This window comes from Bradyrhizobium sp. Kon69, from assembly GCF_055807515.1.
This window is the reverse complement of sequence record NZ_JBVVOS010000050.1, coordinates 1-25,353: the sequence shown is the minus strand read 5'-3', so window position 1 is coordinate 25,353 and position 25,353 is coordinate 1. Positions and strand designations below refer to the sequence as shown.

The following is a 25,353-nucleotide window of genomic DNA, read 5'->3' as shown; positions in this document are numbered from 1 at the left end:
CGCCGCCAAGGCGGCCAGCACGGCTTCGCCTTCGAGCCGCGCGACCATCTGCCCCACGCAGCCGTGGATCCCGGTGCCGAAGCCGATATGTCCCGAAACGCGCCGGGTGATGTCGAACTGCTCAGGCCGTTCCCACCGCGTTTCGTCGCGATTTGCCGAACCGATCAGGAGCAACACTTTCTCGTGCTTGCCGATCGGCACGCCAGCGATTTCGGTTTCATGCGGTGTGGTCCGGAACACGTAAGGTGCGGCGGAATCATAGCGCAGGCTCTCATCGAACGCCGCGCGCGCCAGCGAAGGATTGGCAGCCAATATGGCCCACTGCTCCGCATGACGGGCCAAACTAAAGAGGGCCATGCCTGTTGCACTGATTGTCGTATCCAGTCCCGCCGAGAGAAAGGACCGGACGAGCAGAGGTGCTTCGTCATGGGTAATTTCGCCGCTATCGGCAGCCTCGTAGACCTGCGCGCCAAAACTGCCCGGAGTCAAGGCGTCCCGTTGGCATTTTGCAGCAACCCAAGGCAAAACCTCAGGTGCCTTGGCCATCAGACTTCGAAAATAATCGTTCTCCGGCCCCATGCCGGCAAACACCATTGCGCCGTAGGTCAGAAAATTTTCGCGGCCCTCAGTGTCGATGCCCAGGGCGTCCGGAAATACAGTCACCGGAAATATTTCGGCAAGATCGCGGATTGCGTCGAACGATCTCTTTTCGACCAGTTCATCGACCAGCGCGGCGGCCTTGGCCTTGAAGCCATTCTCGAGGCCTCGCATTGCACCAGGTGACATGATCCGCGCTAGCACCTTTCGGGTGCGTGTATGTAGCGGTGGGTCAGCTTCAAGGACAATGCTCGGCGCACGCCACGGCTTCTCCTTGAAATAATTTGCGATGCCGGCACCACCGGCATTGCTGAAGTTCACCTGGTCGGCAAAGACCGCCTTGATCTCGGCAAAACGCGGCACGGCGAAGATGCCGTACTTCTCTAGCCGGATGACGGGTGCCTTCGCACGAAGCGCGGCGTAGGCCGGATAGGGGTCGATGCGAGTGTCCCAGTCGAACGGATCAAAATCGCTGCAGGCATACTCGCGTGCCGACGTTGCCACTGCTTTCCTCCATTTGGTCGCCTCAAGTTAATTGACTACAGTCATTTATCACTGGAGTTGGCAAGCTACGAGTTGAATGGCGTTAATTACTCGTGATTCCAGCCATGTAGCGGCAGGACACACCGGGCGGAGATTGGGATGTCGACCGAGAGATCAGGAAACTCTAAAGGGATGCGGCGCTTTCAGAAGCGCGCGCGCCAAGAAGCTGACAAGCGGGCGTTGCAGGCTCGAATCCTTGAGACAGCGCAAAAGGAGTTCGCGAGCGGCACACTCGAAACCGTTTCGATCCAGAAGATCGCCGATGCGCTCGGTTACTCGAAGGGCACGGTTCTCAAATACTTTCCCACCAAGATCCTGCTGCTGCTGGCAGTGAAGGAGCGGAATCTCGAGGAAATGGCGGATCGGCTCGAACAAGTCCGCGCGCTCCATTCCAACGGCGAGGCCCGGCTGCGGCGCGTCATGGAGGGCTATATCGATTATTGGGTCGACAACCCCGATCATTTTCGATCGCTCTATTCGATGGCCGGCACGGTCGAGGACAGGCGTTTTCCCGATGGGGTTTATTTCGGTGAAACTGAGATCGTACGAAAGGGATACGGGCTCTTTGTGACTTCGATCGCGGAGTATCTTTCCGAATTGGGGGTGGAGGCGAGGCCGGGGCTGACGGAGCGTCTAGCGGCCGCCCTGCTATCGGCGGCGCATGGGGTGATCTCGCTGCCACTGGGAACTCCAACGATGAAATGGCCAGATATTCGTGGCAACGGACGATTGGTCCTCGGCAGTCTCATCGACGCTTGGTCGGCGAAGATTAAAGCCGCTCGGCGCACACAGACCTGGCCGAGAGTTACCATCGGTGATTTTCTTTAGTTCGGCAGCGCCGGCTTGATTGCAGCCGACCTATCCTCGCAGCCAAGAAATGGGCTGTCGTGCGAAAGGATGCGCTGAGCGTACCGAAACGAAGACGGACACCTACGCGACAGAATTGCTGGAAAACGAGATGCCGCTCCAAAGCCGGTTCGGCTTCTTGGAGTGTCGTTGTCCTCGCCCACGGTGAGGGGCAGGCTGAGCCGCAACTCGGCCTGAAGGGGCTGGGCGACGAGAATGCCAGGCTTAAGAAGCTGCTCGTCGAGGCGATGCTCGACAAACACCATGCTGACTCGAGGCTTCTCAACGTAGGTCATTTCGGCTTTCCGACCGAGGTAAGACCAGAGAAGCTAGTTTTTCACAAAGGCCGCGGATCGTCCTATTCTACAACTTATGTATGATAATGGCGATGAACTGAATGTTATCATCGAAGAGCTTTTCCGGACCATGAGTGACATTGTCCGGAATTGTTAATGCATCGCCGGGTTGAAGGAGTATGCGGTCATCTTCGTATCTATATTGAACCGTGCCATTCAGCATATAGATGAACTCCGTCCCGCGATGCCGAAAGCGCGGATATCTTTGGCTCCTATTCACATTAACGAGGAAAGATTCGAAGTCCTTCCCAGATCCTTTGATTTGCGAAAGTGAATGGAAGGTGTGCCCGTACTTAGTACCCGCGCGCATGACCTCCTTTCGAGCAGAGGCCTTGATGAACTCGGGCTCGCGTTTCGCTTGCTCGATCGCATTTAGAAATAGCGCGAGGTCGACGCCGAATGTCACGCATAAGCGCTCGAGCTGCGCTAGGCTAGCGGTCGATTTGCCGGTCTCAAAACGACTGAGCATCGAAGACGAGATATCGGCAGCCGACGCAACATTGGCAAGCGTAAGCCCCTGCTCGCGTCTAACGCGACGAATGGTAGCGCCTATTCTCTGATCGATGGGCACTTTCGTGGCCCCGGCCGCGTCGTTCAGAAGCTGCCGGTCCACTCGTTCATTCTTTTGGTTACTTGGGCGCTTGCGATCCGCTCGATCGACCTTGCGCAATTCAGCATTCCTCTCCTGTAAGATGGCGCGTTTAGACGCTCTTCGAGTACCGTGGCTCGATCGATGAAGAGGATGGAGCGTTACTGCTGAGCCACAATCGCCTAGCACTCGAACAGCTCAGGAATTGTCACGATTAGCTTAGGACTTCGCCATCACGTTACCCACTGCCAGCCTGGCTAGACGCTGTCTGCGCGCGAGAAACTCCGATAGTGTGGTTGACGAATGCAAGCAGCGGAATGCGGCGGCATTTTCGACTCAGTCGCTGGCGCTTTGATGCGTCGCACTCAACGGCAGCGTGGCAGGACTTTGCCTGCGCCATCCGGCCGCCAATTCCGAGTACGTCATCCCATCGATTGCCAGAGAGTGCCAAGGCATTTTGAGGCCGGAATTTCGATAGTTGGAATCTCACGTTCTGGCCCTCGACATCGATTCAATTAGCGAGTCGATTTGGCGCTTGGTCGTGCCAGGAGTGACGACCAGGTGGCTAACATCTGCAGTCGCAATTTGCCATTTGCTCTTGATGCCTTCTCCGACTGGCGGAAAGACGACCGTGAGCGCATGGGGATTACGCCACGCGGCGATCCCGATTGCACGAAGCTTATCTGCTGCGTAGCCCGCTAGCTGCTCACATTGGCCGAACGTGTCTCTAATTCCCTCGACACCCAGAGTATGGATGGCATACCAAAGAGTAATCGGCGTGTACGCATTGCGCGATCCGCTCAAGGTTGTATCCGAACTGCCGATGTAATCGACCCGTCCCATGACACGCTGGACATGTTGCTTCCGCGAGATTACGACCCCACACGGCATCGGCGCTCCCAGAAACTTGTGTCCGCTGAGTGTGATCGAGTCCGCTCCATCTTCAAAGTCGAATGCCGGCTTCGAGTCCAGGAACGGCGCGTACGGTCCGCACAGTGCCGCGTCCGAGTGGATATAGATCTGGGTGATGCCCTCATGATGGAGGACGCTGCGGATTTTACAGATGTCATCTTTGCCTTCCTTCATCGTGGTGCCGATGTTCGCAACGACGATGGCAGGGCGAGATCGGTATTGTGCCGCCTGCTCTCCTAGATCTTCATAACTGATTTCTCCACTGGACTGCGCGGCCACGACCCGATGCTCCAGCCCAAGCAGTCGAACGCCTTTGCTGACACTGTAGTGCGTATCTCGCGAGTAGTAGACGATAGCGCCTGGATACAGCTCGCGGCCAAGATACAGTCCGTAGATGTTCCCCTCGGTACCTCCATTGGTTATATAGCCCCAAAACTCGCACGAGGGTGCCCGAAAAAGCCGAGCAAAGAAGTTGACGACTTCGCATTCGAGCTCATGGGAATTGACCCGGTAAGTTCCCGGCTCGAAAGGGTCTCCAAGATTGTTGCCCGTCAACTTCATGAAACGCCACAGCTGTTCATAGTTGAAGCCCTTAGCAAATGGATAGCCGAGGAATGATTCGTTTGCCCTTTTCATTGACTGGAACAGATCATCAAGTCGCTTTGCGGCGTTTAAGTCGCGCATGAATGTCTCTTCTGATTCTCGCCGGGGACCATGCGTCAGCTATTCTGGTCCACCGCCGGTCCAACCGTACGCACCTAGTTCGCAGTCACTTCGGATAACGCACCATCGGGAAGAACGATGGCGAACTGCCGATCTGAACCTCTCCGAGAACTTCCCACCCCAGGCGCTGATACAATCTCGCCGACTCGGAGCTGGTGGCCTCAGTGAAAGCGAGTCCTTTCGCCTCGTCCAAGATCCCGAGGCCGTATCGATAAAGACGTTCCCCGAGTCCGGAGCGCTGATGGATGGGATCGATACCCAGCATCGTAAAGTACCAACAGGCTTTCTGGGGGTGATATTTGCCGAACTGATCGAAAACGTCTTCGGTTTCGGCTCGTCTGAAGTCAGGAACGCTACCAAGTAGAAACTTGATCAACCGCGCATCGTCCCGGTGCACTTCGTCGGTTAGCCAGAGCAGCGCGCCTTTATCGCCGTTGTTGAACCACGCGCCGCTTCGATCCGTATAGGGATCACCAGAGTAGTACTCGAGGAATTTGCCGAAATTCCGCAAGTAGCGGTCCGGCTCGGGATAAAGCCATCTCAACAATGGGCAGCTTGTGAAGGCCGTCGTAAGAACGGCACTGACCCTTGCGCGGTCCTCAGAGGAGACTAGCTTGATCGCCTCATTTTCTTTTGGGATTTGCACGATTAACGCTCCCGAAGTGTACGAACAAAGACATGGAAGGAAAGCTTCAACGGAGGGATGAGGTTCTGACCTGAGGCATTCGCGGTGCCGGACATCCTCATTCCATCGCTAGCAGCTCGTAGCTCAGCGGTGGGTCGGCGACATGTTGGCCATCAGGGTTGTGCAGGATTTAGGCCAGTCGGAATTCGGCGGTGTTCCCGCTTTCTGTAAAGCCTGCCGTCGTGTTCGCGACAAGGTTGCCGAATTATCGACACGACACGCTTCGATCTTCGCAAGCAAGCAGTTATGCAGTTCAATGATCAGCGAGTCTGAGGCGCGAATGTGCAAAGAGTCTTCCAAGCACGGCAATTCAAGCGTCCTCGCGCGTTCTGTGAGTTTCAAATATCGGCGTGGGCGATGATTTCGAGAGGTGCTGAAGCAAGCGCTGGCATCTGCGAGGAATTCAAAACATTTGTTTTCACACCAGAATGAGGCCGACGGTCCTTCTTCGATGCGACATTTCTCACAATCCACCGATAGGTGGATATCATGCATCGCAGCAAATCCATAATGTTGCGGCAACATTCACTGCGCTCGGACATGGGCCGTTGCGCGTCCGTTCGCCGACACCGGCCTTCCATGACCAACAGATCACGCCCTCGCATCCTGCTGATCGGCACCGGCGACACTACGTCGGACGAGCTCCTGTTCATGCAGCGCTGCATTGCGGACGCCGGCGGCGAGACCGTCTTGATGGACGTCAGCGTGCTCGGCGATCCCCCTTACAAGGCAGCGCACGACAAGCACGCGGTGGCCGCCGCCGCCGACACGACGATCGCCGCCGTGATCGCGAGCGGCGACGAGAATTCGTCGATGACGTTGATGGCGCGCAGCGCCGCCCGGCTGACGCGGCAACACTGCGACCAGGGCCGGATCGACGCCATGATCGCGATCGGCGGCACCATGGGCACCGACCTCGCGCTCGACGTCGCGCTCGCCCTGCCGCTCGGCTTTCCAAAGCTGATCGTGTCGACCATCGCCTTTTCTCATCTGATTCCCCCCGAGCGCATCGCCGCCGATCTGATGATGATCCTGTGGGCCGGCGGCCTCTACGGCCTCAACGGCACCTGCACGGCGGTGCTGTCGCAGGCCTGCGGCGCGATCGTCGGCGCGGCCCGCGGCGCCATCAGGCTGCGGCCCGAGGGCCCGATCTTAGCGCTGACCTCGCTCGGTAAGAGCTGCCTCAGCTAAATGGTCGAGCTGAAGCCGCAGCTCGAGGCTCGCGGCTACGAGGTCGTGGTGTTCCACACCACCGGCATGGGCGGCCGTGCGATGGAGTCGATCGCAGCGCAAGGCGGATTTGCCGCGGTGCTCGACCTCAGCCTTCAGGAGGTCGCCAACCAGGTGATGGGCTCGGTGGTAAACTCCGGCTCGGACCGTCTGATGAATGCCGGCCGGAACGGCATTCCGCAAATCGTCGCGCCTGGCGCCATCGACATGGTGGACTTTCCCGCCTGGCTGCCGGTGCCGACGGAACTCGCCCATCGTCCGTTCCATGCGCATAATCGCCTGCTTGCGTCCGCGACCTCCGGTGCCGTCGATCGCCGACGGAAGCCGCGCGCCGTTGCCGCGAAGCTTGCGGAGGCGAGGGCGCCAGTAGCTTTCGTCCTTCCGTTCGGCGCGTCCAGCGCTGATCCGATGCTCATCATCCGCCCCGAAGCCGGGCGCGCCATCCGGATCGCGCGAGGAGCCGGCCGCAAAGGTCGCCATTCTCTCCAACCAGCCTCGACCTCTTCTAAGGCGCGGAGTTTCGGCGCAAGCGGCCGCTGCTCGGGCATTCGAGATAATCGTCGACGCCACGCATGCCGGCATCCTGAAGCCAGACCCCACGCCTATGGCGCCGTGATGGGATCAGGACCGCGAGACGCTGTACGATCCCGAAGGCCTCAGCGCCTTCGTCACGGAAATGCTTGCTGCGATCCGCCCGCCGATCGAGCTTCACGTGATCAAGGACCACATCAATCACCCGGGCTTCGCCGAGAATTGTCCGAGCGCGAGTATTGGCGGACTCGCAGCCGGGAGGTCGGCAGCTCGTCGGCGCGGACTGGTGGGATATGCAGACCTTCGTCCGTCGCGCGCGCGGCGTGCCCTCGAGCTCGCGCCGCAGGCCTGCGTGTTCGTCGACGACCAGGAACGCAACATCAAGGGTGCGATCGCCTGCGGGCTCTCGACCGTCTGGTTCGATGTTCGACATCCCCAGAACTCTTACCGGCAGGCCCTCCACATCCTCGGCCTTGCCTTTCGACAGCGGAGCCACCCATGCCCGAAATCAACTTTCTCATCGAGAACAATGCCGCCGGATCTGGCATCCGATGGCGCATCCCAAAGACATGCAGGATCATCCGCCGCGGATCATCATGAAGGGCGAGGGCATCCACGTCACCGACATCGAAGGCAAGACCGTGCTGGACGCGGTCGGGGGGCTCTGGAATGTGACGCTCGGTTACAGCTGCGATCCGATTAAGAAGGCGATGGCCGACCAGCTCAAGGAGTTGCCCTATTATTCCGGCTTTCGCGGCGTCTCGACGGGACCTGCGATCGAGCTCGCCTATGAGCTCACCGAATGGTTCAAGCCGGAGGGCATGGTGCGCGCGTTCTTCACCTCGGGTGGATCCGATTCCGTCGAGACCGCGTTGCGGCTCGCACGGCAATATTGGAAGATCAAGGGCCAGCGCGACCGCACCAAATTCCTGGCGCTGAAGAAGGGTTATCACGGCACGCATTTCGGCGGCGCATCCGTCAACGGCAATGCCAATTTCCGCCGCAACTACGAGCCGCTGCTGTCGGGCGTCTATCACATCCCCTCGCCCTGGACTTACCGCAATCCCTTCAACGAGACCGACCCTGCGAAGCTCGCGCAGCTCCGCGCCAATGCGCTCTTCGACGAGATCGAATTCCAGGGCGCCGGCACCATCGCCGCCTTCATCATGGAGCCGCTGCTCGGTGCCGGCGGCGTCATCGTGCCGCATTTGAGTTTCTTGGGACGTGCGCGAGATCTGCGACCGCTACGGCATGCTCCTGATCTCGGACGAGGTCGTCACCGGCTTCGGCCGCACCGGGGCATGGTGCGGCGCGCGGCTCTGGAACGTCAAGCCGGGCATGATGACAATCGCCAAGGCCGTCACATCGGGCTATTTCCCGCTGGGCGCCACGATGATCGGCGATAAAATCGCCGAGGCGTTCGAGAGCGACGAGACGAGCTTCGGCTCGATCGGCCATGGCTACACGTATTCCGGCCATCCCGTCGGTTGCGCGGCCGCCATCGCCGCGCTTGCCGAAACAAAGCGGCTTAAGCTCGACACCAGGGCCGAGGCCTCCGGCGCCATCCTCAACGAGGCGCTCGCGGCTCTCAAGCAAAAGCGCGAGATCGTTGGCGACGTGCGTGGCAAGGGCTTGATGGCGGCGCTTGAGCTGGTCGCCGACCGCGGCAGCAAGAAGGCGCTCGACAAGAAGCGCGTCGGAAAGATCGCCGATTTCATCTACGATGCCGGCGTGATGGTGCGCGTCTCCGGCAGCAATATTATCCTCTCTCCGCCGTTGATTATTACGGCCGAGGACGCCAGGACGATCGCTCACGCGATCGACCACGGCCTTGCGACTGGTTGATGAAGGCAGGCGTGGCCGCTAATTCGGCCGCGCCATCAGCGCCACCACCGCGGAGCGCGTCTCCACGCCGAGCTTTTGAAAGATGTGGATGAGGTGCGTCTTCACGGTCGCCTGGCCGATCTTAAGGCACTCGCCGATCTCGCGATTGGTGCGGCCGCAGCACAACAGCCGCACCACATCCATCTCGCGGCTGGTCAGCGCGTAGCGCTGCCCGTCCTCGGACGCGGCGGCGCGGCCGACCAGGTTGAACTGGAGGTACTGGTGCATCTTCTCGGCGATGGTCACGGCGCCCTCCGGGATCCTGGCCTCCCTGTCCCATACGACGCTGATCCCGGCGACAATCTGGTCGTCGCACCGAAAGAAGAAATCGAGCATGTCGACGATGCCGCATCGGCGGATGAACGAGCGGTAGAGTGCTGTCTCGCCTGCTTGCTGGCCGGCCATCGTCTTACTCAGGCGCGCCACCGCAAGGTGACCCGCATGACTCGGATGCTGCGGGTCGAAGGCACTCATGCCGTCGAGATACTGTAGATGAAACGGCTCCGGAATGCGCGACAGGAGAAAGCGCCGGAGGTTGTAGCCCTCGTCGACTTCGTAAAACGCCGTCGCCGAGCCCTCCAGCATGGAATGGGCAAAATGCACGGCTTCGTTCGTTGCGGTGTCCGAGCGGCCCATGAGCATCAGCATGGCCAACCCTCCTCGATTCCACTCCATTCGGGACATCTGGTAGTCCCTCGCGCAGGCGACGCCGGGAGAGGCACTGCTCTTACTTAGGCAATTTCCGGGCCACCGATTTCAGTTGCCGCCGAGCCGAGGTCCGAGCCGGTCTGCTCCTCCAGCGATTGGCCGATTGACTGGACAGCGGCACCGGCACGTTCGCCGCATCCGGTTCGATCCTCGCACCAATTGCCGGCCTCGACGACCGATTGATTGCCGAACGCACAAGCCGCATCACATCGTGACGCCCTGCATTGAGACAAAACAAAATGAATTCGCATTGCGCGACGTTGCACAATGCGGGCAGCATCGATCTACTCGATCTAACCGATGCTTCAATTCGCACGCCACCTAGCGGGACCATTCCGACCGGTCCGATGGACATGCTCATCAGAGCGGAGAGCGCGACCATGGAACCTCGTTGACGTTCGACGAGCGCCTGCTCGCCTGCAGTGCCCGGGGCGGGATTGCTCGGATTCGCATCAGATGTGTCGCCCATTGCATGCCAGTTCGGGCAGCCCGATCGGCAACCAAGCCGGCGGCCGTGACGATCCGCGGCAACCGATCGGAGCCCCAGCCTTGGAGCCGCCTCCCACAGGAGCAATAAGGCGATGACCAACCGGGAGCGTCGTCCGAGGCTAGCCAATTGCGAGTTTTCGGAACGAAGCGGGCTCAGGAATGGCGCCGCTCCCCGGCGGCGGCGCGGCAGCTCCTGTTGCTTATCCGGGAATTGCCGTGCCGCTCGCGCAATATGGTGCGCTCCGCATTTCAAACACACGTACGGCTCAGCCCTTGTCCTATTCCGACATTTTGTTCTCAAGCGTACATTTATGGCGCGACAACCAGGATGAGAACGCGTCTCTCGCCTGATCGTCGCCGTCCAGACATCAGCGGCACGACGATGTTACGGAAGATGATGCCGATCGAGTGCTCGGGGCCTTCTGAAGGCTAAGCAGACAGCCGGACCGTGTGGCGAGCTCACGGTAGGGCGCTTGTGATCAGCGTCCCGGGGGCCGCCGACTTGTGCGCTCGATTGTATGGTTGGAACAGCCCGTAAACTGCGCTCTTCTGTCGCGTGAGGCACGATGATTCACGTCAAGGAGTTTGCAGCACTTCAATTTCAGCCGCCGTGCGGCCGCATGTCTAGACCCCGCTCGAAATTAATCCGGCCAACGCTTGGCATGGACGTTGCTATTGAGGGCTACGACACCAAGCGAGTGGGCGCGGCCAGATGAGCGATATCTTCCTTGGGCCATATCCGAGAGGTACAACACCGCGCCCGAGCGGATCAACCTTCTCAGCCCGATCATCGAGCTTAACGTTGAACGGCTTGCCGGTTTCGCACGCGTCTGGCCCCACCGTGTTGCTGCCCTGGACTACTGCCGCCGCGCGCTAAGCACTCATGGAGGTTGAAGTGATCACCCAACTCGGCGCATCCGTACGCAGCCAAACAACAGACGTCGATGCAATGTTGGCCGAACTGCGTTTGAACAATGATCCGCACGATGTCGAAGTCGGCGGCATGTCTTTGCACATCCTGCCCGGGGTTTTGTCACCGCGCCTAAGTCACGCACCGGACGCACTGATCTCGAAATGGCACATCGAGCCCGGCGCGGCGGTACTCGATCTTGGGTGCGGATCCGGTGTGCTGGGCCTTGCAGCACTCCGTGCCGGGGCAAGACGTCTAGTCGCTCTCGACATAAATCCGCAGGCGGTTCTCTCGACGAAGATAAACATCGAGCGATTAGGCTATGGGGATCGAGCAGAAGCCCTCGAGAGTGACACCTATGCTGCGCTACAACCTGGAGCACAATTTGATACCATTATCTTTGCCGCCCCCTATTGGAACCGCAAGGCCAATGACGATCTGGAGCGTTCGTGTTTCGATGAAGATCACAAGGTCATGGCCGCCGCGGTCGGAGGGGCGCACGTCTGGTTAAGTCCGAAGGGCGCGATGTATGTGATTTTCTCCGATCAAGGAGACGTTGGGCATGTCATGAACCTGATCGAGGAGAGCAAACTGCGCGTCAGAGACATGCATATTTTCCGACCGACCATTCCAGGCGGGCACGTCCGCATCGTTTGGAAGCTATCCGCACGATGAAAATCTATTGGCCAAGAAGCGCGCGGGACCCATCACGTCAGCGCTTGCCGGTGCAGTAGATCAGGCCAATTTGCATGTTCCCGACCGAGCTGAAATCGCTTGGCCGCGTGCAGCGAGTGCGCATCTCGATCGCGACCGTCGAGAGACATCGCAGCTCCGGTGCCGTGATCCAGACAATAGCCTCCCAGAACACACCGGTTGGCTTTACCGCGGAGTGCTAGGTGAGCATTAATCCCGCCCGGGCTCGAGCGGTTCGGCCGGACGCGTCTTGGGGAACGGGCACAATTCCTCGCCCTGACAGTGAGATCTGACGCTGTGGGCGAGATAGCGTTGCGGGCTCGATGCGCTACGCTACGACGATCGCGAACTTGTAAAACGAACTCGGCGGCAGGGGTGGACCATCGCCACGCAAGTTGAGTGTAGTTTCACGAGCGATCTCTCTGCGGTGATCAGCCGGCTAGCACTTTAAGAGTTGAAGTCATGCCTCGACATCAACGCTTCAGGGGTTGGCGGCGCTCTTTCCCCTCAGCTTTATGACGGCGCCTCGCCTGTATTCGACAAACGAGCCGCATTTTCCTGCAGTTCTTATGCCTCAATCCAGCAAGTGAGATCGTTTCATCGTCCGCGCAAAGCTAATGGCGTCGACGCAGTCACATACTTAAACTTGTCCCGGGGATTGATGATCAGGCGCTTTCTTACTGCATGGCGAAAACTGGTCTCAGACATGGTCCACCTTGCGGAGTAGCGGCCGAAGGAGATTCAGCTAAACACCAGGCAGTGCCATTGTGCAGGGCGCCTGCCGTGCGGTGGCCACTGGACGGCTGCCCGAGTCCTGCATGATTTGGCGAAGATGCTTCGCTTTCCGCGAAATCAAACCGCAATTATTCGGGACTACCGACGGCCAACTATGATTCGACACATCGTATTCTTCACCGCAAAAGATAAGGCATATATCGACAAAAGTCGAAGCCCTCTCCGTTCTCGCCAAAATCCCGTACGCACGCCGGCTTGAAGTCGCTCGCAACTGCAAGAGTGACCGGCTAAACGAAATTGACGTGATCGTCTACGGTGAGTTCGACAACGAAGGCCAGCTCGAACCCTATAAAGCGCACGAGGTTTACCAGCAATCGATCCGGCAGGTAAGCCGCTGCGAGAGCTACGTCTCGCGGGCGACTGCAGCATGTCTGCAGATGCGGAGCCAGTATGTTCGGCAGGCCCTCGCTACGGGCGTGGTTAGCTGACAGGCATATAGGGGTTTTTTGGTGATATAACGCTCGCCTTCGCCGGGCCGACTTACGATCATCCATATATCGCTGAGCGACAGAGTCATGCAGTAGCGGAACTGCAGTGGATTGAGCCCGTCACAGCCGTGCGAGGCCCCTCGCAACGGAGGCACCTCACGTTCCTGGATAGCGCATCGAGCGACGCGGTACTCGGGCAGCATTCGTATGTGACGTGCGATCCCTTCTGGGCTTATATGATTGCGGACGGGAAAGCTATTTTGCAACGGAGAGACCATTGTGGGTGATCCGAGGGTTGGCACTTCGCGCTCTGCTAGTGACAGCGCTCTGGGACAGGGCGATCATGGCTCTTGCCCATCGCAATCAAGCGACATACGGCGTGCAGTTCCATCCGGAGTCGATACTCGCATCGCAAGGGGACGCACTATTCGCAAACTACCTGCGGCTTGCAGAGCTTTCTTAAACGCGGCCGTATAGATCGGTGTCACAAATGCGGGCGGCGAGGCATCGGAGCGTTACGTTCAGGCACCGGTCATTGCCCCATCCGGGTTCACCCAATGCGAAGCCGGCGCGCCATTGTATTCGGCGCGGCGGCTTCGTTGCCCGGCCACGCGCGTGCGTTTGATCTTGATGCGGGCGTCAAGAGAGGGAGCGCTCGAGCTCATCGAGATGCGACGGCAAATCCCTGCTTCTGCGAAGCTAGCACCCTGAGGTATCTTTCGGGCAGGCTAACAATCGCATATCTCAATGACCCACCGAGCCCTGCTCACGGAGGCAGTTGCGCGAGGCGTTCACGCGAAACAATGGCAAGTGTTGAGATCATCAGCAGAGGACCACTCGCGCCCGGTAAGGCTAACAAGTGGATCACATTGCAGAAGGCGATCGCTGGGTTGAGGCTTACCTGTAGCCGCGGAGCTGCCGATGTATCGCGTAAACGGTGCCTTCGCGGCTAGGGGCTGCCACTGTCACAGGCGGCGGCCCCGCCCATGAGCGGACTAGTAAGTACGCCGTACTACTCGGGGCAGGACGGGCGGTCTCGGACAAACCGGTTGGCAAGCGCGAGCACTGCGGCTTCGTCGGTCTCGAGCGCGATCTTCTGAGCAAGCATCACGTCGCCGGCTACCAGCGCTTGTTCGAGAACGAAACACCACCCGATCTTAGGCTGCATTTTTCATCAAGCTCCAAAACTATGGTGCCCGCGCGCAAACGCGCTAGTTGCGACACCGCTACGTCTAAACAAAAACATTTGCCGCGCCGCGAGTCTGGCTAGTCCCGATAAGGCACGAACAGAGCAGCGTCTCATCTGCAGTCGGATCAAATGCCCGTACGGGTCTAAGATCACCCGCCGCCGTCCGGTTGACAGCGATAATCCGCGGCCTGTCAGCTTGTTGAAGCGCGGCTCGGCCCGGCCAGGCCCTTCAGGTCGCTTTGGTCAAAACAATGTCGGTTGTCGCCTGTATGGTCCATCACGATCTGAATACCTATGGAAGAGAACTCCGCAAGCCCTAACCCTGACGCAGAAGAACCTCGCGGGCACCTAGTGTTCCTAGTCGCGGAGAAATTTGCCGTGTTTTCCGTTGGGCGGCCCGCCTGCAATCGGCGAGGCTCCGGCGTGTCGACTTAGAGTGGGTGCGCCACCGAGCCTGGTCAGCTCACAAGGGGCGTCATGCGGATCGTGACGGGGCGACTTGCTAGCATTGGTGTGGTGATTTCACTCTGCTGTTGGCAGGCGACGGACGAAACAGAACTCGCGGCAGGTCCCGCGGCCTCACTCGGATAGCGCGCTGGTGGGGAGAGGAAGCCCGGGCCAATACTGTCCGTCCTTGGTCGGCCGAGGTCCGAATATCGCCTGACCAACTCTTATGACATCGGCACCTTCCTCGATTGCTATCTCGAAGTCGCTTGTCATCCCCATTGAAAGGAGATCAAGTCGCGTCGATGTTCTATCGCGGAGTGCGTCTCGAAGCCCCCGCAGCAACTTGAAACATTCGCGAACCTTGTCCGCCTCTCCGCTCAGGACGGCGAGAGTCATCAAGCCGCGAGGGACAAGGGCTGGATAGTCGGACAGCCGAAGAACAAAATCCTCTACCTCGTGGGGCGGCAAACCGTATTTGCTCACCTCACCCGAGGTGTTGACTTGGACGAACACGTCGAGATGCCGGCCTTCGGCGCTCAGGCGGGCCTGGAGCGCTTCGGCCAATCTCAAGGTATCCAACGCATGAAACTCGTTCGCGAACTTGACCATCGATTTCACTTTGTTCGTCTGGAGGTGACCGATGACACTCCAGTTCAACGACAGGTCGGCCAAATCGCGGACCTTGCTCTCCGCCTCTTGGACCTTGTTCTCGCCGAACTCGCAAAGGCCGAGTTCGGATGCGATACGGATAATCGCGGCGGGTACGGTCTTGCTGACAGGCAAAACACGAACTTCTGAACGCCTGCGGCGAGCCCGCATACAAGCCCGATCTATGCGCTGCTCAAGCTCATCAAGATTGGCGCGCAATAACGAGCGCGGATCGTCCGTGAATCGGACGCTATTCATTTGCGACATCGCGAATTCCTCGCTTCCACGTCCATGGTGTTTGACATGGCAAAGGCCAATGATTTCGGTAGCACATAAAGCAGAGTCGAGTCCGGCTAGTTCGTCAGAACCTCTCCCATCGACGCATAATCGAGGCCGTATCCCCCATAGGGACGATCCTAATCCCAGACAAGGTGCTCCGGATCTCGCGATCCGCCATCGCCCAACTCGCCGCTCTGGCTCAGGGAGGACAGCACGGAAACTTCTGTGCTGCTCGGGAGAGACAACTCACGCCGCTCCATTCACGAGTAAGGTTCATATTCGTTCAAATCGGGGCAGTTCTGGTCTGACGATGAGCGCCTCACCATCAACGATGCAGAAACGTGCGCTTGCCGGCAGGAACACCCACTACAATGGCGTCGAGAGCGGCCTTTATCGGTGCAGCCGTCACACGCGGACGGCAATCGAGTATCTATCCGAGAGCCGCACTTTTTTCGGACGCAACATTTTCAGAAGCGGCCAGCCCGAGGGCAAAAAGGTCAGCAGCGCGCCGATCGCCGCTCCATACTGCACCGCATCGGCCTGCGCCATCACGCTCGTGCTGCGAATTGTTGGCAGGACCTGGATGCGATCACCGAGTTTCGATAGGTTTCTCCGTGGAAAGCAGTTCGGGGATGTAGGCCGACAAAACGTGACCCGCTAGATCCACCAAGGATTTGGGCCAGCGGCGGTGTTTGACTTATAGTTCCGCCCTTTAGAGATCGAGCGTGTAGTCAGTCCGCTTTTGCGACGTCACCTGACCCGTGGCGGGCGTGTCCAGGGTCATCGCGATGTCGACTTCGCGCGTCGAGAGTGAATAGAGGCGCGGGAGATAACAAGCTTGGTCTCAATGTGGAGTGGTGGATCCGAAGGCCGCGACTGTCATCTGACTGCTGCGCGCAAGTTGGAGATGGTCGACGGTGCCGAAGATGCTGGGAGCTGAGACGGCTTGCTTCTCGAGCGAACTAGCCGCGAATTCCGCAGAAGCACCGGGCGCACACGCCATTTACTACGGTAGCCTTTGGCGACGCCGGGCTCAATCGGACCGGCCCACGTCCACACTGAGTCCGTTCAGGGACAAAACGGCGATGAGTCCGGCGCTGAGCGGCTTGAACTTTGCGCACCCAGCCCTTCATCGCTAAATCCATGTCCGACCCACATCCAGATGCTAAGGTTTGCGCTGCGTCGGCGGAACAAGGGTCGCGGAGTGCCCGATACGCTCAAATTCCGGAGGCGCAACACCCGATTGTTGCGATTGATTGAGCAAGAGATTCCTGCGCTTGTTGCCTGAGTGGACTGACCAGGCCACTGATTGAGAGTTATCTGCGCACTGAGCATTATCAATTACTTGCTGGTCGCAGGCCGTGTTTTTTCAGGCGGTAAATGGAGATTCGTCGCACGTTCACGATACTTCATTGAGCTGCGTATCGTGGGAGTGGCTGAAGCTAAAGAGCATAGCGTCGGGTGGGCATGGGCGACCTCAGCCCGCTGGCCGGGGCAAGCCGAGCGAATCGCGCAAGGTCGAGCCGTCGTACTCAGTGCGGAACAGACCTCGATGTTGCAGCTCCGGCACGAGGCCGTGGACCAGCTCCTCCAAGCCGCCTGGAAGATATGGGACCTGCAACATGAAGCCGTCGCAAGCACCCGCCTCGAACCACTCCTGCATGCGATCAGCCACCGTGCTGGGAGTGCTGGCGAAGCCGCTGGTGGTTCTCCCCGCGCCGTAGCGCTGTCCTAGCTCAGCAAGGCTCAAGCCTGAGCGCCGCGTCAGTTCGGAGGCCTCGCGATAGTGCCCTTCGACGCCGGGAACGTCGAGATTCTCAGGCAACGCCGAGATGATAGGACAAAGTCGAGAGACCGGACTGCGGATGCGACAATTCGTGGAGCTGGTCGTTTAGCGCCTTGGCCTGCTTCTCCGTGTCGCCAATGACCGGGACGATGCCGGGCAACACCTTGACTGTATCAGGGTCGCGGCCGAAACGGACCGCCCGGGCGCGCAAGTCGTTGCGAAATTCGACGGCGACATCGATGAGGCCCGGCGTCACGAAGATGATCTGGGCCCATCGCGCAGCGAAATCGCGGCCACGATCCGAAGCGCCGGCTTGGATGAAGACCGGACGTCCTTGCGGGGGCCGGCTGACATTGAGCGGGCCGCGCACATTGAACCATTTGCCGGAATGATCGATCCGGTGCACCCGCGCAGCGTCGGCGAACAGCGGCGTCTGGCGATCCCGGACCAGCGCACCATCCTCCCACGAATTCCACAGCTTGCTCACGACCTCGAGAAATTCGACGGCGTTCGTAGTGCCCCTCGCGCGAGAGCTGCTCGGTCAAATCAAAATTGCGCGCTTCCGCCTCCTGGAACTAGTTGACGATATTCCAGGCGGCGCGGCCACCGCTGAGATGATCGAGCCTCGCGAGCGCGCGCCAGCACATAGGGTTGGGCGTAGGATGTCAAATGGTCGCGCCGAGACGAGGTGCTTGATTGCACCCGTGATAATCGAGAGCACCACCAGCGGGTCGAGCCGCAGCGGGCCCAGCGCGCCATAGCGAAGCTGGCTATGCAGGCTGCCGCCCAGCGCGTCCGGGGTCGCGAGTATGTCCGCAATGAACAGAAGATCGAACCGCCCCTGCTCCAGCAGCCAGCCGATATTCTGGTAGTAAGCCGCTGACAGCAGGTCGCCACCCGCCTTCGGATGCCGCCAACCGACATGGCTGCCGGAAACCGGCCCCGCGGAGACAAAGGCGGCAAGATGCAGTTTCTTGTCAGGCATGGGGCAGCTCACTTTCCATGAGATCTCGACGGGGCCGCCGCGCTTCAGCGTGTTATAGATCGGGCAGTTGGCAGTGAATCTGTCAATCGGCGCTTTAATTGCGGTTTGTTGTCAAGCTACCATTCTTCCTCTCTCCAGTGACACGCCGGTAGCGATTGCTCCGTCGGAGCTGGTCAGGTTGCAGAGACGGAGCGATCGCGGATGGCGAGACGATTGCCTAGCGGGCTTGGCAATCGACGTCGTTCGCGGCTTCGTCGGGTTGGGTTGATGTCGTAGCTGGGGTCTTGGTCCTTTCCGAGGTCGCGAGCGCCTCATGATGATGTCCGGATCGGGGCGCCTCAACGTTTGCAGCGGAGTGCGGGCGAACCGCCACCAGCCGATTGACCGAGGTCACCACGACCATCGTCCCAGCGGGACATCGCCAGTCCGGCGGACCGGACCAGGAACTTGCGAGCAAATATCAGATTGGCTTCGGCTGGCCCCAGTCGAACGACGTGCCATCGACCCAGATGCAGTGGAGAATTACGGCGATCTTTCGGGCGATGGCGACCTTTGCCTTCTTCATACCGATCCGCTTGGCGAGCTTCATGCCCCACGCCTTTAGGGAACACCACTTTTGGGTTCGATAAAGAAGAACAGTGGCGGCCTCGAACAAGTAAGTTCGGAGAAGCCGGTCGCCCCATCGAGATATCTTTCCGTTGGTGTCGGTTTCGCCGGATTGGCTGCGCCTCGGCGTAAGGCCGAGATAGGCGCCGACCGTCGAAGCCGATCGGAAGCGCGAGGGGTCATCGATCGTGTGGCGGAACGTTAGGGTCGTCACGACACCGACCCCCGGGACCGTCATCAGGCGACGCGTCGTGTCGTCCAGCTTTGCCAACCGGCGGACCTCGTTGTCGAACTTACCTTGTTGTTGACAAACGTTCTCATGGATCGAGAGCAGCGGCGATATCACGCTGAGAAGCAAATGATCGACGCCCAAGAGTTCGCTGACCTGGTTGCGGAATTTGTTGGCCGATCGCGCGAGGGAACAGAAATCCACATTCCTTGATCAAACTGCGAACCTGGTTCTCGATGTCTCGAGCAGGAAGCACCGCCGCAACGGACAGTGATCGCCGTCACGAGAGGATGGTCCCACGGACCTTGAAGGGGCGCACGGCGAATCCCAAGGGTGAGCAGGACTCGCGGCGCGGTGCGCCGTTCTTGCCAAGAACTGCTCGCGCGGTAAGCGCGATCGTGCCGCTCACGGTGGCAGACCTGGATGTGGCGATGTGCGTGGCGACAGTAACCCGGCCGCGATCCGCAATTCGATCCAATCCGACCAGGCCGACCGCGTGGCGACAATGTGCACGAATCCCGGCACCGAACCCTTTTCGTTGTCGAGAGGGTATCGCGCAATCCGCGGCGAATAAGTGTCTTTTGGCGCTCTTTCGGGCATGGCTGATCTGTCTCTTCGAGGCGATCTATGCAGTTTGTGCCATGCCGCTGCCGTGCCCGCGCTGCCCTCTGACGATGGCGCCCCTCCGAATGATGGTCGGCGGGGTCCTTTTGAGGGCGTGGGTTTGTGCGGGGAACGGCGCGACGGCCCGCTACAAATACATTTCACTTCGCGTATCCCCGTTTATTTTGTGCGAGTTGGCACAGAAAAGCGGTGCGCGAAGTGGCGCACGTCGTCCGGAAACCGTGATTCTTTATGGGTTGGAACGCCCGGAGCCCGCACGAGGTTAGATAGATTGCTCCATCGCGGCCGCCGCTGACCGGCGCTCTCGATTGGAGGCGGGGCCCCATAAAGTTCATCGGGGACGAAGCTGGCGAGATCATCGCCCAAACATCAGATGACCATGTTGTAATCGGCGGCCACCACCGCCTCGCAGTGGCGGCCAGCCTCGGTAAAAGACTGGTCTGGCGAGATACCGGCGAACCTGTGAAGCTTGATCTCTTCTTCAAGCAGCATGGAAGCACTCCTAGACATACAGCCTGAGCCGCTCGCTGAGCGTATCGTTCTTCGGGTACATCGCGATGATCGCCATCATGGTCGCGCCGCTGGTGGCGTGATCGTTGGCGGTTGGGCCACCCTCTCAGGGAGAAGGACAGCGACATGACAGATCGCGAATTGCTGCGGGACGTGACGGCCATACAAAAAGGGAGGCCGCCTGCGTTGCCACAAGCGGCCCAAGTCTAGGGAGGAACGCCCAAGGAGGGCAACGATAGCAGGGAGCTACCGCATACCCTTAGCTAGACGATCGCGATCAGCGGCTCAATTGAACGTAAGGGGTGATGGAACGATACAAAGGTTTATGGTCCTGTCGGGCCTACTTGCTCTGCTGCTTGAGCACCCACAGCCGGTAGGCTCCATATCGCGCACCAGCCTTTGTGTGCGAGATGGTACGAAAGGAAGTTCGAAATCAGAAACCCCAAATACTCCAAATACCCTCAAAGGTCGCGGTCGCGCGGCCCTGCGGAGGTTGACACGCCCAGAGGGACCCGGACGACCCGACTGTGCGGAGGGTGGCCGCGACGGTCCGCGCAGCGTGTTATCACCTCGACTCACGATCACTATGTCCGCCCGGGGCAAAGCAGACATCCCGCCGCAAGGCCGCGATTTCCGATTTCGTTCGTTGACCCGACGCGGAAGTGGGGCCGACGCTTGAGCCTTTGTGATGCGTCGTCCTCACCTGAGCGTGCACGCGCAGGGTCAACGTGCAACCGAAAACCCATCGCGTGCAAAACGCTCAAGACGGTGCTGAATTCGGATGCGCCTTGCCGCCTGCGAACGCGCGGTAAAGGCTTGTTCGTGTGATTCCCAGAACGTCGCGCGAGCTCCGAAATGTCGTGCAGACGGACAGCATCCTCAATCGCACGACACCTGTCGGCGATGTCGCCAGTCTCGAATGCGGCATTGAGGCATTCCGCAACTTCTCGGCGGTTCAGTCTGGATCTGATGCGCGCTTTGTATCTTTCTCAGACATGGCTTTAAACAAAAGGCCGGGCAAAATGCCCGGCCCACTGTCCTGACAAAGCGTCTAGATGAAGTCAGTATCTCGCGGCGACAGGAACTGTTCCCAAGCCGCCGAAGCGATAGTTAAAGCGCACCGTGACCAAGTCCACGTCCTGCTTGACGCCGTTCCCTAAGAGGGTGACGCCACCGGGCGTGACCACGCCTGCGAAGGAGGAGTTGTCACGCCCCATCCAGAGATGGTCATATTCAACACCGACCGACCAGTTCGGTGCGAAACCATATTCCCAGCCCACGCCAAGGGCGCCGCCCCAGCGCGTGTGACTTGCCGAGGCGAGGCCGACCCCGGTGATGTTGTTGAACACGTCAAAGCGATTGTGAGTGACGGCCGCGCCGCCCTTCACGTAGAGCAGCGATGCGTTCCATGCCCAACCGAGTTGGGCCGTGAAGAGGCCAATGCCATCGGTTTTCCCTGTGGTTGAAATCAGCGGATCGATCAGGCTGACGCGCGTGTTCTTGATGTCAGCCCAATCGCCCTGTGCTTCCAGTCCGAACACAAACTGATTGGTTTGCCAGCGATACCCGATCTGTCCGCCAACAAGGCCGCCGGAGCGATCCGCGCAACCGCCTGCGACTGTCCCTGCGAGCGTAACGAAATCCACACAGCTGTGGGTTTGGCCCCAGCCGCCGTTGGCGCCGATGTAGAAACCGGTCCAGTCATAGATCGGAGCGACCACCGGCGGCGGCGCCTTAGTGTATGGGCGAGCCGCCAAATCAGCCGCCGACGCAGGGGCGGATAGAGCTACGGCCATCATCCCGGCTGCGACAATCAGAAGCTTTTTCATTACGAGAAATCTCCCCAGAAGAAGTTCAAAAAAGGCACGAAGCCCACCTAGGGAATCAATGCTATCCCGTTCGCCTGCAGGTTGATGTAGCCAAGCCGCAACACCCGGCTCAGATGTTTCGTTGCAATCCTTATTTCTAATAAGAATTGCCGGGAACCAAATGCCCGCCAACGTGCATTAAATCGCGAGCGGGGGCTCTGGTCGACCGTTGGACTGCAGTATGGGAGCCCTCGCGCGAACCGGCGTCACAAACTTGTGGCATGACCATTGCATAATTCAGGACAACTGGGATTTCAGCGCTCAGTTAGAGAATAAGCGCTGCCGGGACGCTTATTTCGAGCCCGGCGACGCTTCACTTCCTTTCCCTTGCGCCACCGCTACGGCGCATATTGTTTCGACAGAGGGGGTATTGGCGCATGGCATACGACACGGCAACGGTACATTTGCTCCGCGACGTTCTAGACGAGGTTCTTTCCAGTCCGTCATTCACTCGTCAGCAGCAGCGATCTGCTCTGGAAGTTGCCGAGCGCGTTCTCTTGCTCGCTTCCCAAGGCGAGCGTGAACCGATCAGGATCAAGCGACACCTGCTAAATGAGTTTTTGGCATCCGCTGCCGGCGAAGCCAACCGGGTCGCCCCTTCGCCTGATCGACGGTGAGCCTGCATGGCGAGCAAGTGCCGCTGGTAATGCCCTGCGGGTTCGATCGTGTCTACCATGTCACCACTGCCGCTCATCGGAGCATTCCCTGCCCATTGGCATGTCGCCTTGTGTTGTGCACAAAGCGGACTTGCTGAAGGCCAGCCCGAATGTCCGCTTCTGTGAAGGGTTTCGGATGCCGGCCCCATGACGGTGTTGCCGCGCACACGGGGGCCGGCGTCCGAAAGCCTCCAAAGGAGGAAACCGCGCTGGGGGGACGTAGGACAATGCCGCGTGATCGAGCTAGTCGCGTCGAACAACCTTCAGACGATCAGGACGATCGCCTATGGGGATTTAATGTTTGGCGGCACCTGTACTTTCAATGGCTTGGCTATAGCAAAAATACCACACCACACAATCTAAACGTGAGCTCCTCGATATTCGAAGGCCATGAGGCAAACTGATCTCTGGCGGCTGGAAAGCCCCCGGAGCTATCAGAGCCGAAACTGTTTCGAACTGCTCGTCAAGAGCATCACCGCATTTGTAACCCTGCTTACGTCGAGATTCCTGGACTGGGTCCAACGAGCGCGACGTTGCACACAATCGCGATCGAGGGTTCGAGTTGGCTCTTGTGCAATGGTTGGTGCTCCGCCACGAACTTCCAGATCAGCACGTCCTCGATCATCGGATCATCGCCAGCTACGGGCTAATTGCCCCGCTCGTCACGATGAGTTGTCGCCTATTGCTTCGCCGTGTCGCCAGCCGCGGCGTTCTACCGCGCGAGCGGTTTAGTCCTTTGGGCGGAACTCCGACATCGCAGGTCTCACGGTGAGACCTTGGCCGCGTCGTCGCCTCCGTTGTGCCCGCCATGCCAACCACAGCAATCTGTAGCGGCTTGCCTGTCCATCGTGGACGGTGACCTTGCCCCTCGGGCTTAATCCAGTTTGAAGTTCGTTCTGGCCCAAGACGAGGACCAGAGCATGAAGCGCAAGCGATTTACGGAAGAACAGATCATCGGGATTTTGAAGGAGCACGAAGCCGGGGTTCCGGTCGCCGATCTCTGCCACAAGCATGGTGTCAGCGACGCCAGCATCTACAAATGGAAGGCCCGGTTCGGCGGGATGGACGTCTCGGAGGCCAAGCGACTGCGATCGCTGGAGGACGAGAACACGAAGCTAAAGCGGCTTCTGGCAAGACGCCATGTTGGACAATGCGGCGCTGAAGGATCTCGTGGGAAAGAATGTATGACCCGCCCCGCCCGTGCAAGGTCGTTTAATGAGGACGATGCAGTCTGCACAAATGTATCCGGCCTCTTGCAAGTGGGCCGCTGTTGCGGCCAGGCCATGATGAGATCCGCGCGTGCCGTTCTCAGATAAATGGTTCGGGCTCGAAGCCCGCTTTTTTGCACAGGGTTTACGGCGCGCCGATCGACTGTTTCGTCATCACCTTCACGCACCTCGCAGTCTGGAACAAACGGGATCAGCTAAAGGCCGGATCCCGCCGTTCATAGCTTGCGCCGGGCTTGGTCATCACCACCCATGCGATCCGCGCAACTCTTGGCCGCCAAGGCGACGGTGACCTTGTTAGTGTGCATGCGTGCCTGAAGTCCATCAAGCCACGCGCCAAGGCGGTATCGCGAGCGATCAAGATGAGTCACGCAGGAACGCGCGCCATGGATGATCATCCGGCGCAGATATCGATTGCCGCGCTTGCTTATCCCCAGCAGCTTCGTTTTGCCTCCCGTAGAATATTCTCTCGGGACAAGACCTAGCCAAGCTGCCATATCGCGGGCCTTTTTGAACTGGCGGGCAGATCCAGCTGCTGCCAAAAGCGCCGTCGCGGCCAGCGGACCAATGCCCCGGATGGTCATCAATCGACGTGCGGTATCGCTTTGAGAGGCAATTGCCTCAATCTCGCGGTTGACCTCGGCAATCCGCAGCTCCAGCTGCCGCATCTCGTCAAATGTAGATGCAAGAATGCGACGCATCGCCGAGGTTAGATCATTCGATCTGATCGGCCAAAACCCTCGGCAGATCAGCCTTGAACTTGCCGGCGCCCTGGTGAATGGCGATCCCATATTCCAGGCAAAAAGCGCGCATCTGATTGATGAGGCACGTCCGTTGCGACATCATCCGATCGCGAACACGATGCAGCGCTTGCAGGTCAATGTGCTCAGGCGACCTTAGCTCGACGAAGCGCATCGTTGGTCTCGTCACGGCTTCGGCGATCGCCGCGGCATCGATGATGTCATTTTTGTTGGACTTCACATATGGCTTCACGAATTGAGCTGGGATAATGCGAACGGTGTGCCCCATGGCGGCGATCTTGCGGGCCAACCATTGCGAGCCGGAGCAGGCCTCCATCCCCACCAAAGCCGGTCCTGCACGTTCGAAGAACTGCAAGAGCGTATCGCGCCGAAAGGTCGCCTTCTGGATCGGCATTCCGGCGGCGTCGAGCCCAACGACGTGGAAAAGGTTCTTGCCAATGTCGATCCCAAACACTGTTGCCGGCCTGGGCTTGTTCCGTGTCCTCATTGCTTCCTCCTTTCAAAAGCCAACTCAGTCTGACTGAGAGGACGGGGCGGGTCATCCCATTCTGATGTCCCCAGTCAAGCACACAGCGCACGGTTTCTCATCTCCACGAGGACTCATCGTGAAGTTCTTGTGC

Annotated in this window: 18 protein-coding genes and 6 pseudogenes; 8 read left to right on the top strand and 16 right to left on the bottom strand. The window is 59.2% G+C overall.

The features are described from left to right. Positions 1-1,101, bottom strand: a 1,101-nt coding sequence (locus AC0L3U_RS37075; protein ID WP_473364871.1) for a cytochrome P450, incomplete at its 3' end; no start/stop codon positions are given. Between the two features lie 138 nt (positions 1,102-1,239). Between AC0L3U_RS37075 and AC0L3U_RS37070 the strand changes: the two genes are divergently transcribed. Beyond that, the gene (locus tag AC0L3U_RS37070) at positions 1,240-1,968 is read left to right on the top strand and encodes a TetR/AcrR family transcriptional regulator (RefSeq protein ID WP_259219228.1); all 729 of its coding nucleotides are present in this window, start codon (positions 1,240-1,242) and stop codon (positions 1,966-1,968) included. On the opposite strand, the gene AC0L3U_RS37065 is transcribed toward AC0L3U_RS37070, so the two are convergent. The 4 genes from AC0L3U_RS37065 to AC0L3U_RS37050 all read right to left on the bottom strand — a co-directional run bounded on the left by AC0L3U_RS37065 (position 1,965) and on the right by AC0L3U_RS37050 (position 5,212). Continuing rightward, positions 1,965-2,282 (bottom strand): hypothetical protein, encoded by a 318-nt coding sequence (locus AC0L3U_RS37065; protein ID WP_259219227.1) that lies wholly within the window; start codon positions 2,280-2,282, stop codon positions 1,965-1,967. The genes AC0L3U_RS37070 and AC0L3U_RS37065 overlap by 4 nt on opposite strands. Positions 2,283-2,349: 67 nt before the next feature. After that, positions 2,350-3,012 (bottom strand): helix-turn-helix domain-containing protein, encoded by a 663-nt coding sequence (locus AC0L3U_RS37060; protein ID WP_259219226.1) that lies wholly within the window; start codon positions 3,010-3,012, stop codon positions 2,350-2,352. A 405-nt stretch (positions 3,013-3,417) separates the two neighbouring features. Beyond that, positions 3,418-4,527 carry a histidine decarboxylase gene (locus tag AC0L3U_RS37055; RefSeq protein WP_259219225.1) on the bottom strand — a complete coding sequence of 370 codons (1,110 nt, stop codon included), beginning with the start codon at positions 4,525-4,527 and terminating at the stop codon, positions 3,418-3,420. Positions 4,528-4,612: 85 nt separating this feature from the next. After that, positions 4,613-5,212 (bottom strand): GNAT family N-acetyltransferase, encoded by a 600-nt coding sequence (locus AC0L3U_RS37050; RefSeq protein ID WP_259219223.1) that lies wholly within the window; start codon positions 5,210-5,212, stop codon positions 4,613-4,615. A 618-nt stretch (positions 5,213-5,830) separates the two neighbouring features. On the opposite strand from AC0L3U_RS37050, the pseudogene AC0L3U_RS37045 reads away from it, so the two are divergent. From AC0L3U_RS37045 to AC0L3U_RS37035, 3 pseudogenes are all read left to right on the top strand, one after another. Continuing rightward, positions 5,831-6,871: pseudogene (locus AC0L3U_RS37045) on the top strand (Tm-1-like ATP-binding domain-containing protein); the annotation flags it as partial. Positions 6,872-7,157: 286 nt separating this feature from the next. Then, a pseudogene (locus AC0L3U_RS37040) lies at positions 7,158-7,382 on the top strand (hypothetical protein); the annotation flags it as partial. Between the two features lie 128 nt (positions 7,383-7,510). Then, positions 7,511-8,857: pseudogene (locus tag AC0L3U_RS37035) on the top strand (aminotransferase class III-fold pyridoxal phosphate-dependent enzyme). A gap of 18 nt (positions 8,858-8,875) precedes the next feature. Here the strand turns inward: AC0L3U_RS37035 and AC0L3U_RS37030 are convergent. Beyond that, entirely contained in the window at positions 8,876-9,544 is a 669-nt protein-coding gene (locus AC0L3U_RS37030; protein WP_259219221.1) for a helix-turn-helix transcriptional regulator, read from the bottom strand. A 1,444-nt stretch (positions 9,545-10,988) separates the two neighbouring features. On the opposite strand from AC0L3U_RS37030, the gene AC0L3U_RS37025 reads away from it, so the two are divergent. The 3 genes from AC0L3U_RS37025 (at position 10,989) to AC0L3U_RS37015 (ending at position 13,382) form a co-directional block, all read left to right on the top strand. Beyond that, positions 10,989-11,678, top strand: coding sequence for a methyltransferase (locus AC0L3U_RS37025; protein WP_259219220.1), 690 nt, complete (start codon positions 10,989-10,991; stop codon positions 11,676-11,678). A 941-nt stretch (positions 11,679-12,619) separates the two neighbouring features. Then, the gene (locus AC0L3U_RS37020; RefSeq protein ID WP_310473296.1) at positions 12,620-12,919 is read left to right on the top strand and encodes a Dabb family protein; all 300 of its coding nucleotides are present in this window, start codon (positions 12,620-12,622) and stop codon (positions 12,917-12,919) included. A 343-nt stretch (positions 12,920-13,262) separates the two neighbouring features. Continuing rightward, a complete protein-coding gene (locus AC0L3U_RS37015; RefSeq protein WP_310473295.1) occupies positions 13,263-13,382 on the top strand; it encodes a glutamine amidotransferase-related protein in 120 nt (39 codons plus the stop codon). A gap of 549 nt (positions 13,383-13,931) precedes the next feature. Here AC0L3U_RS37015 and AC0L3U_RS37010 read toward each other — a convergent pair. From AC0L3U_RS37010 to AC0L3U_RS36970, 9 genes and pseudogenes are all read right to left on the bottom strand, one after another. After that, on the bottom strand, positions 13,932-14,087 hold the full coding sequence (locus tag AC0L3U_RS37010) for a hypothetical protein (RefSeq protein ID WP_259219376.1): 156 nt from the start codon (positions 14,085-14,087) through the stop codon (positions 13,932-13,934). 600 nt (positions 14,088-14,687) lie between these two features. Then, positions 14,688-15,470: a YggS family pyridoxal phosphate-dependent enzyme gene (locus AC0L3U_RS37005; protein ID WP_259219219.1), complete on the bottom strand. Its 783-nt coding sequence runs from the start codon at positions 15,468-15,470 to the stop codon at positions 14,688-14,690. Positions 15,471-15,887: 417 nt separating this feature from the next. Continuing rightward, entirely contained in the window at positions 15,888-16,031 is a 144-nt protein-coding gene (locus AC0L3U_RS37000; RefSeq protein WP_219685556.1) for a hypothetical protein, read from the bottom strand. 928 nt (positions 16,032-16,959) lie between these two features. After that, the gene (locus AC0L3U_RS36995) at positions 16,960-17,307 is read right to left on the bottom strand and encodes an LLM class oxidoreductase (RefSeq protein WP_259219218.1); all 348 of its coding nucleotides are present in this window, start codon (positions 17,305-17,307) and stop codon (positions 16,960-16,962) included. After that, complete coding sequence (locus AC0L3U_RS36990) at positions 17,300-17,755, bottom strand: LLM class flavin-dependent oxidoreductase (protein WP_259219217.1); 456 nt, start codon at positions 17,753-17,755, stop codon at positions 17,300-17,302. The genes AC0L3U_RS36995 and AC0L3U_RS36990 overlap by 8 nt, the downstream gene beginning before the upstream one ends. Positions 17,756-17,809: 54 nt before the next feature. Further along, positions 17,810-18,253 (bottom strand): LLM class oxidoreductase, encoded by a 444-nt coding sequence (locus tag AC0L3U_RS36985; RefSeq protein WP_259219216.1) that lies wholly within the window; start codon positions 18,251-18,253, stop codon positions 17,810-17,812. Between the two features lie 460 nt (positions 18,254-18,713). Further along, positions 18,714-19,106 (bottom strand): annotated as a pseudogene (locus tag AC0L3U_RS36980) (transposase); the annotation flags it as partial. A 975-nt stretch (positions 19,107-20,081) separates the two neighbouring features. After that, positions 20,082-20,204, bottom strand: a complete 123-nt coding sequence (locus AC0L3U_RS36975; protein ID WP_259219214.1) for a hypothetical protein — start codon at positions 20,202-20,204, stop codon at positions 20,082-20,084. A 1,079-nt stretch (positions 20,205-21,283) separates the two neighbouring features. Beyond that, on the bottom strand, positions 21,284-22,051 hold the full coding sequence (locus AC0L3U_RS36970) for an outer membrane protein (protein WP_219685555.1): 768 nt from the start codon (positions 22,049-22,051) through the stop codon (positions 21,284-21,286). A gap of 1,615 nt (positions 22,052-23,666) precedes the next feature. On the opposite strand from AC0L3U_RS36970, the pseudogene AC0L3U_RS36965 reads away from it, so the two are divergent. Then, positions 23,667-23,931: pseudogene (locus AC0L3U_RS36965) on the top strand (transposase); the annotation flags it as partial. A gap of 234 nt (positions 23,932-24,165) precedes the next feature. On the opposite strand, the pseudogene AC0L3U_RS36960 reads toward AC0L3U_RS36965, so the two are convergent. Then, positions 24,166-25,220, bottom strand: a pseudogene (locus AC0L3U_RS36960) (IS110 family RNA-guided transposase). Positions 25,221-25,353 lie beyond the last annotated feature (133 nt).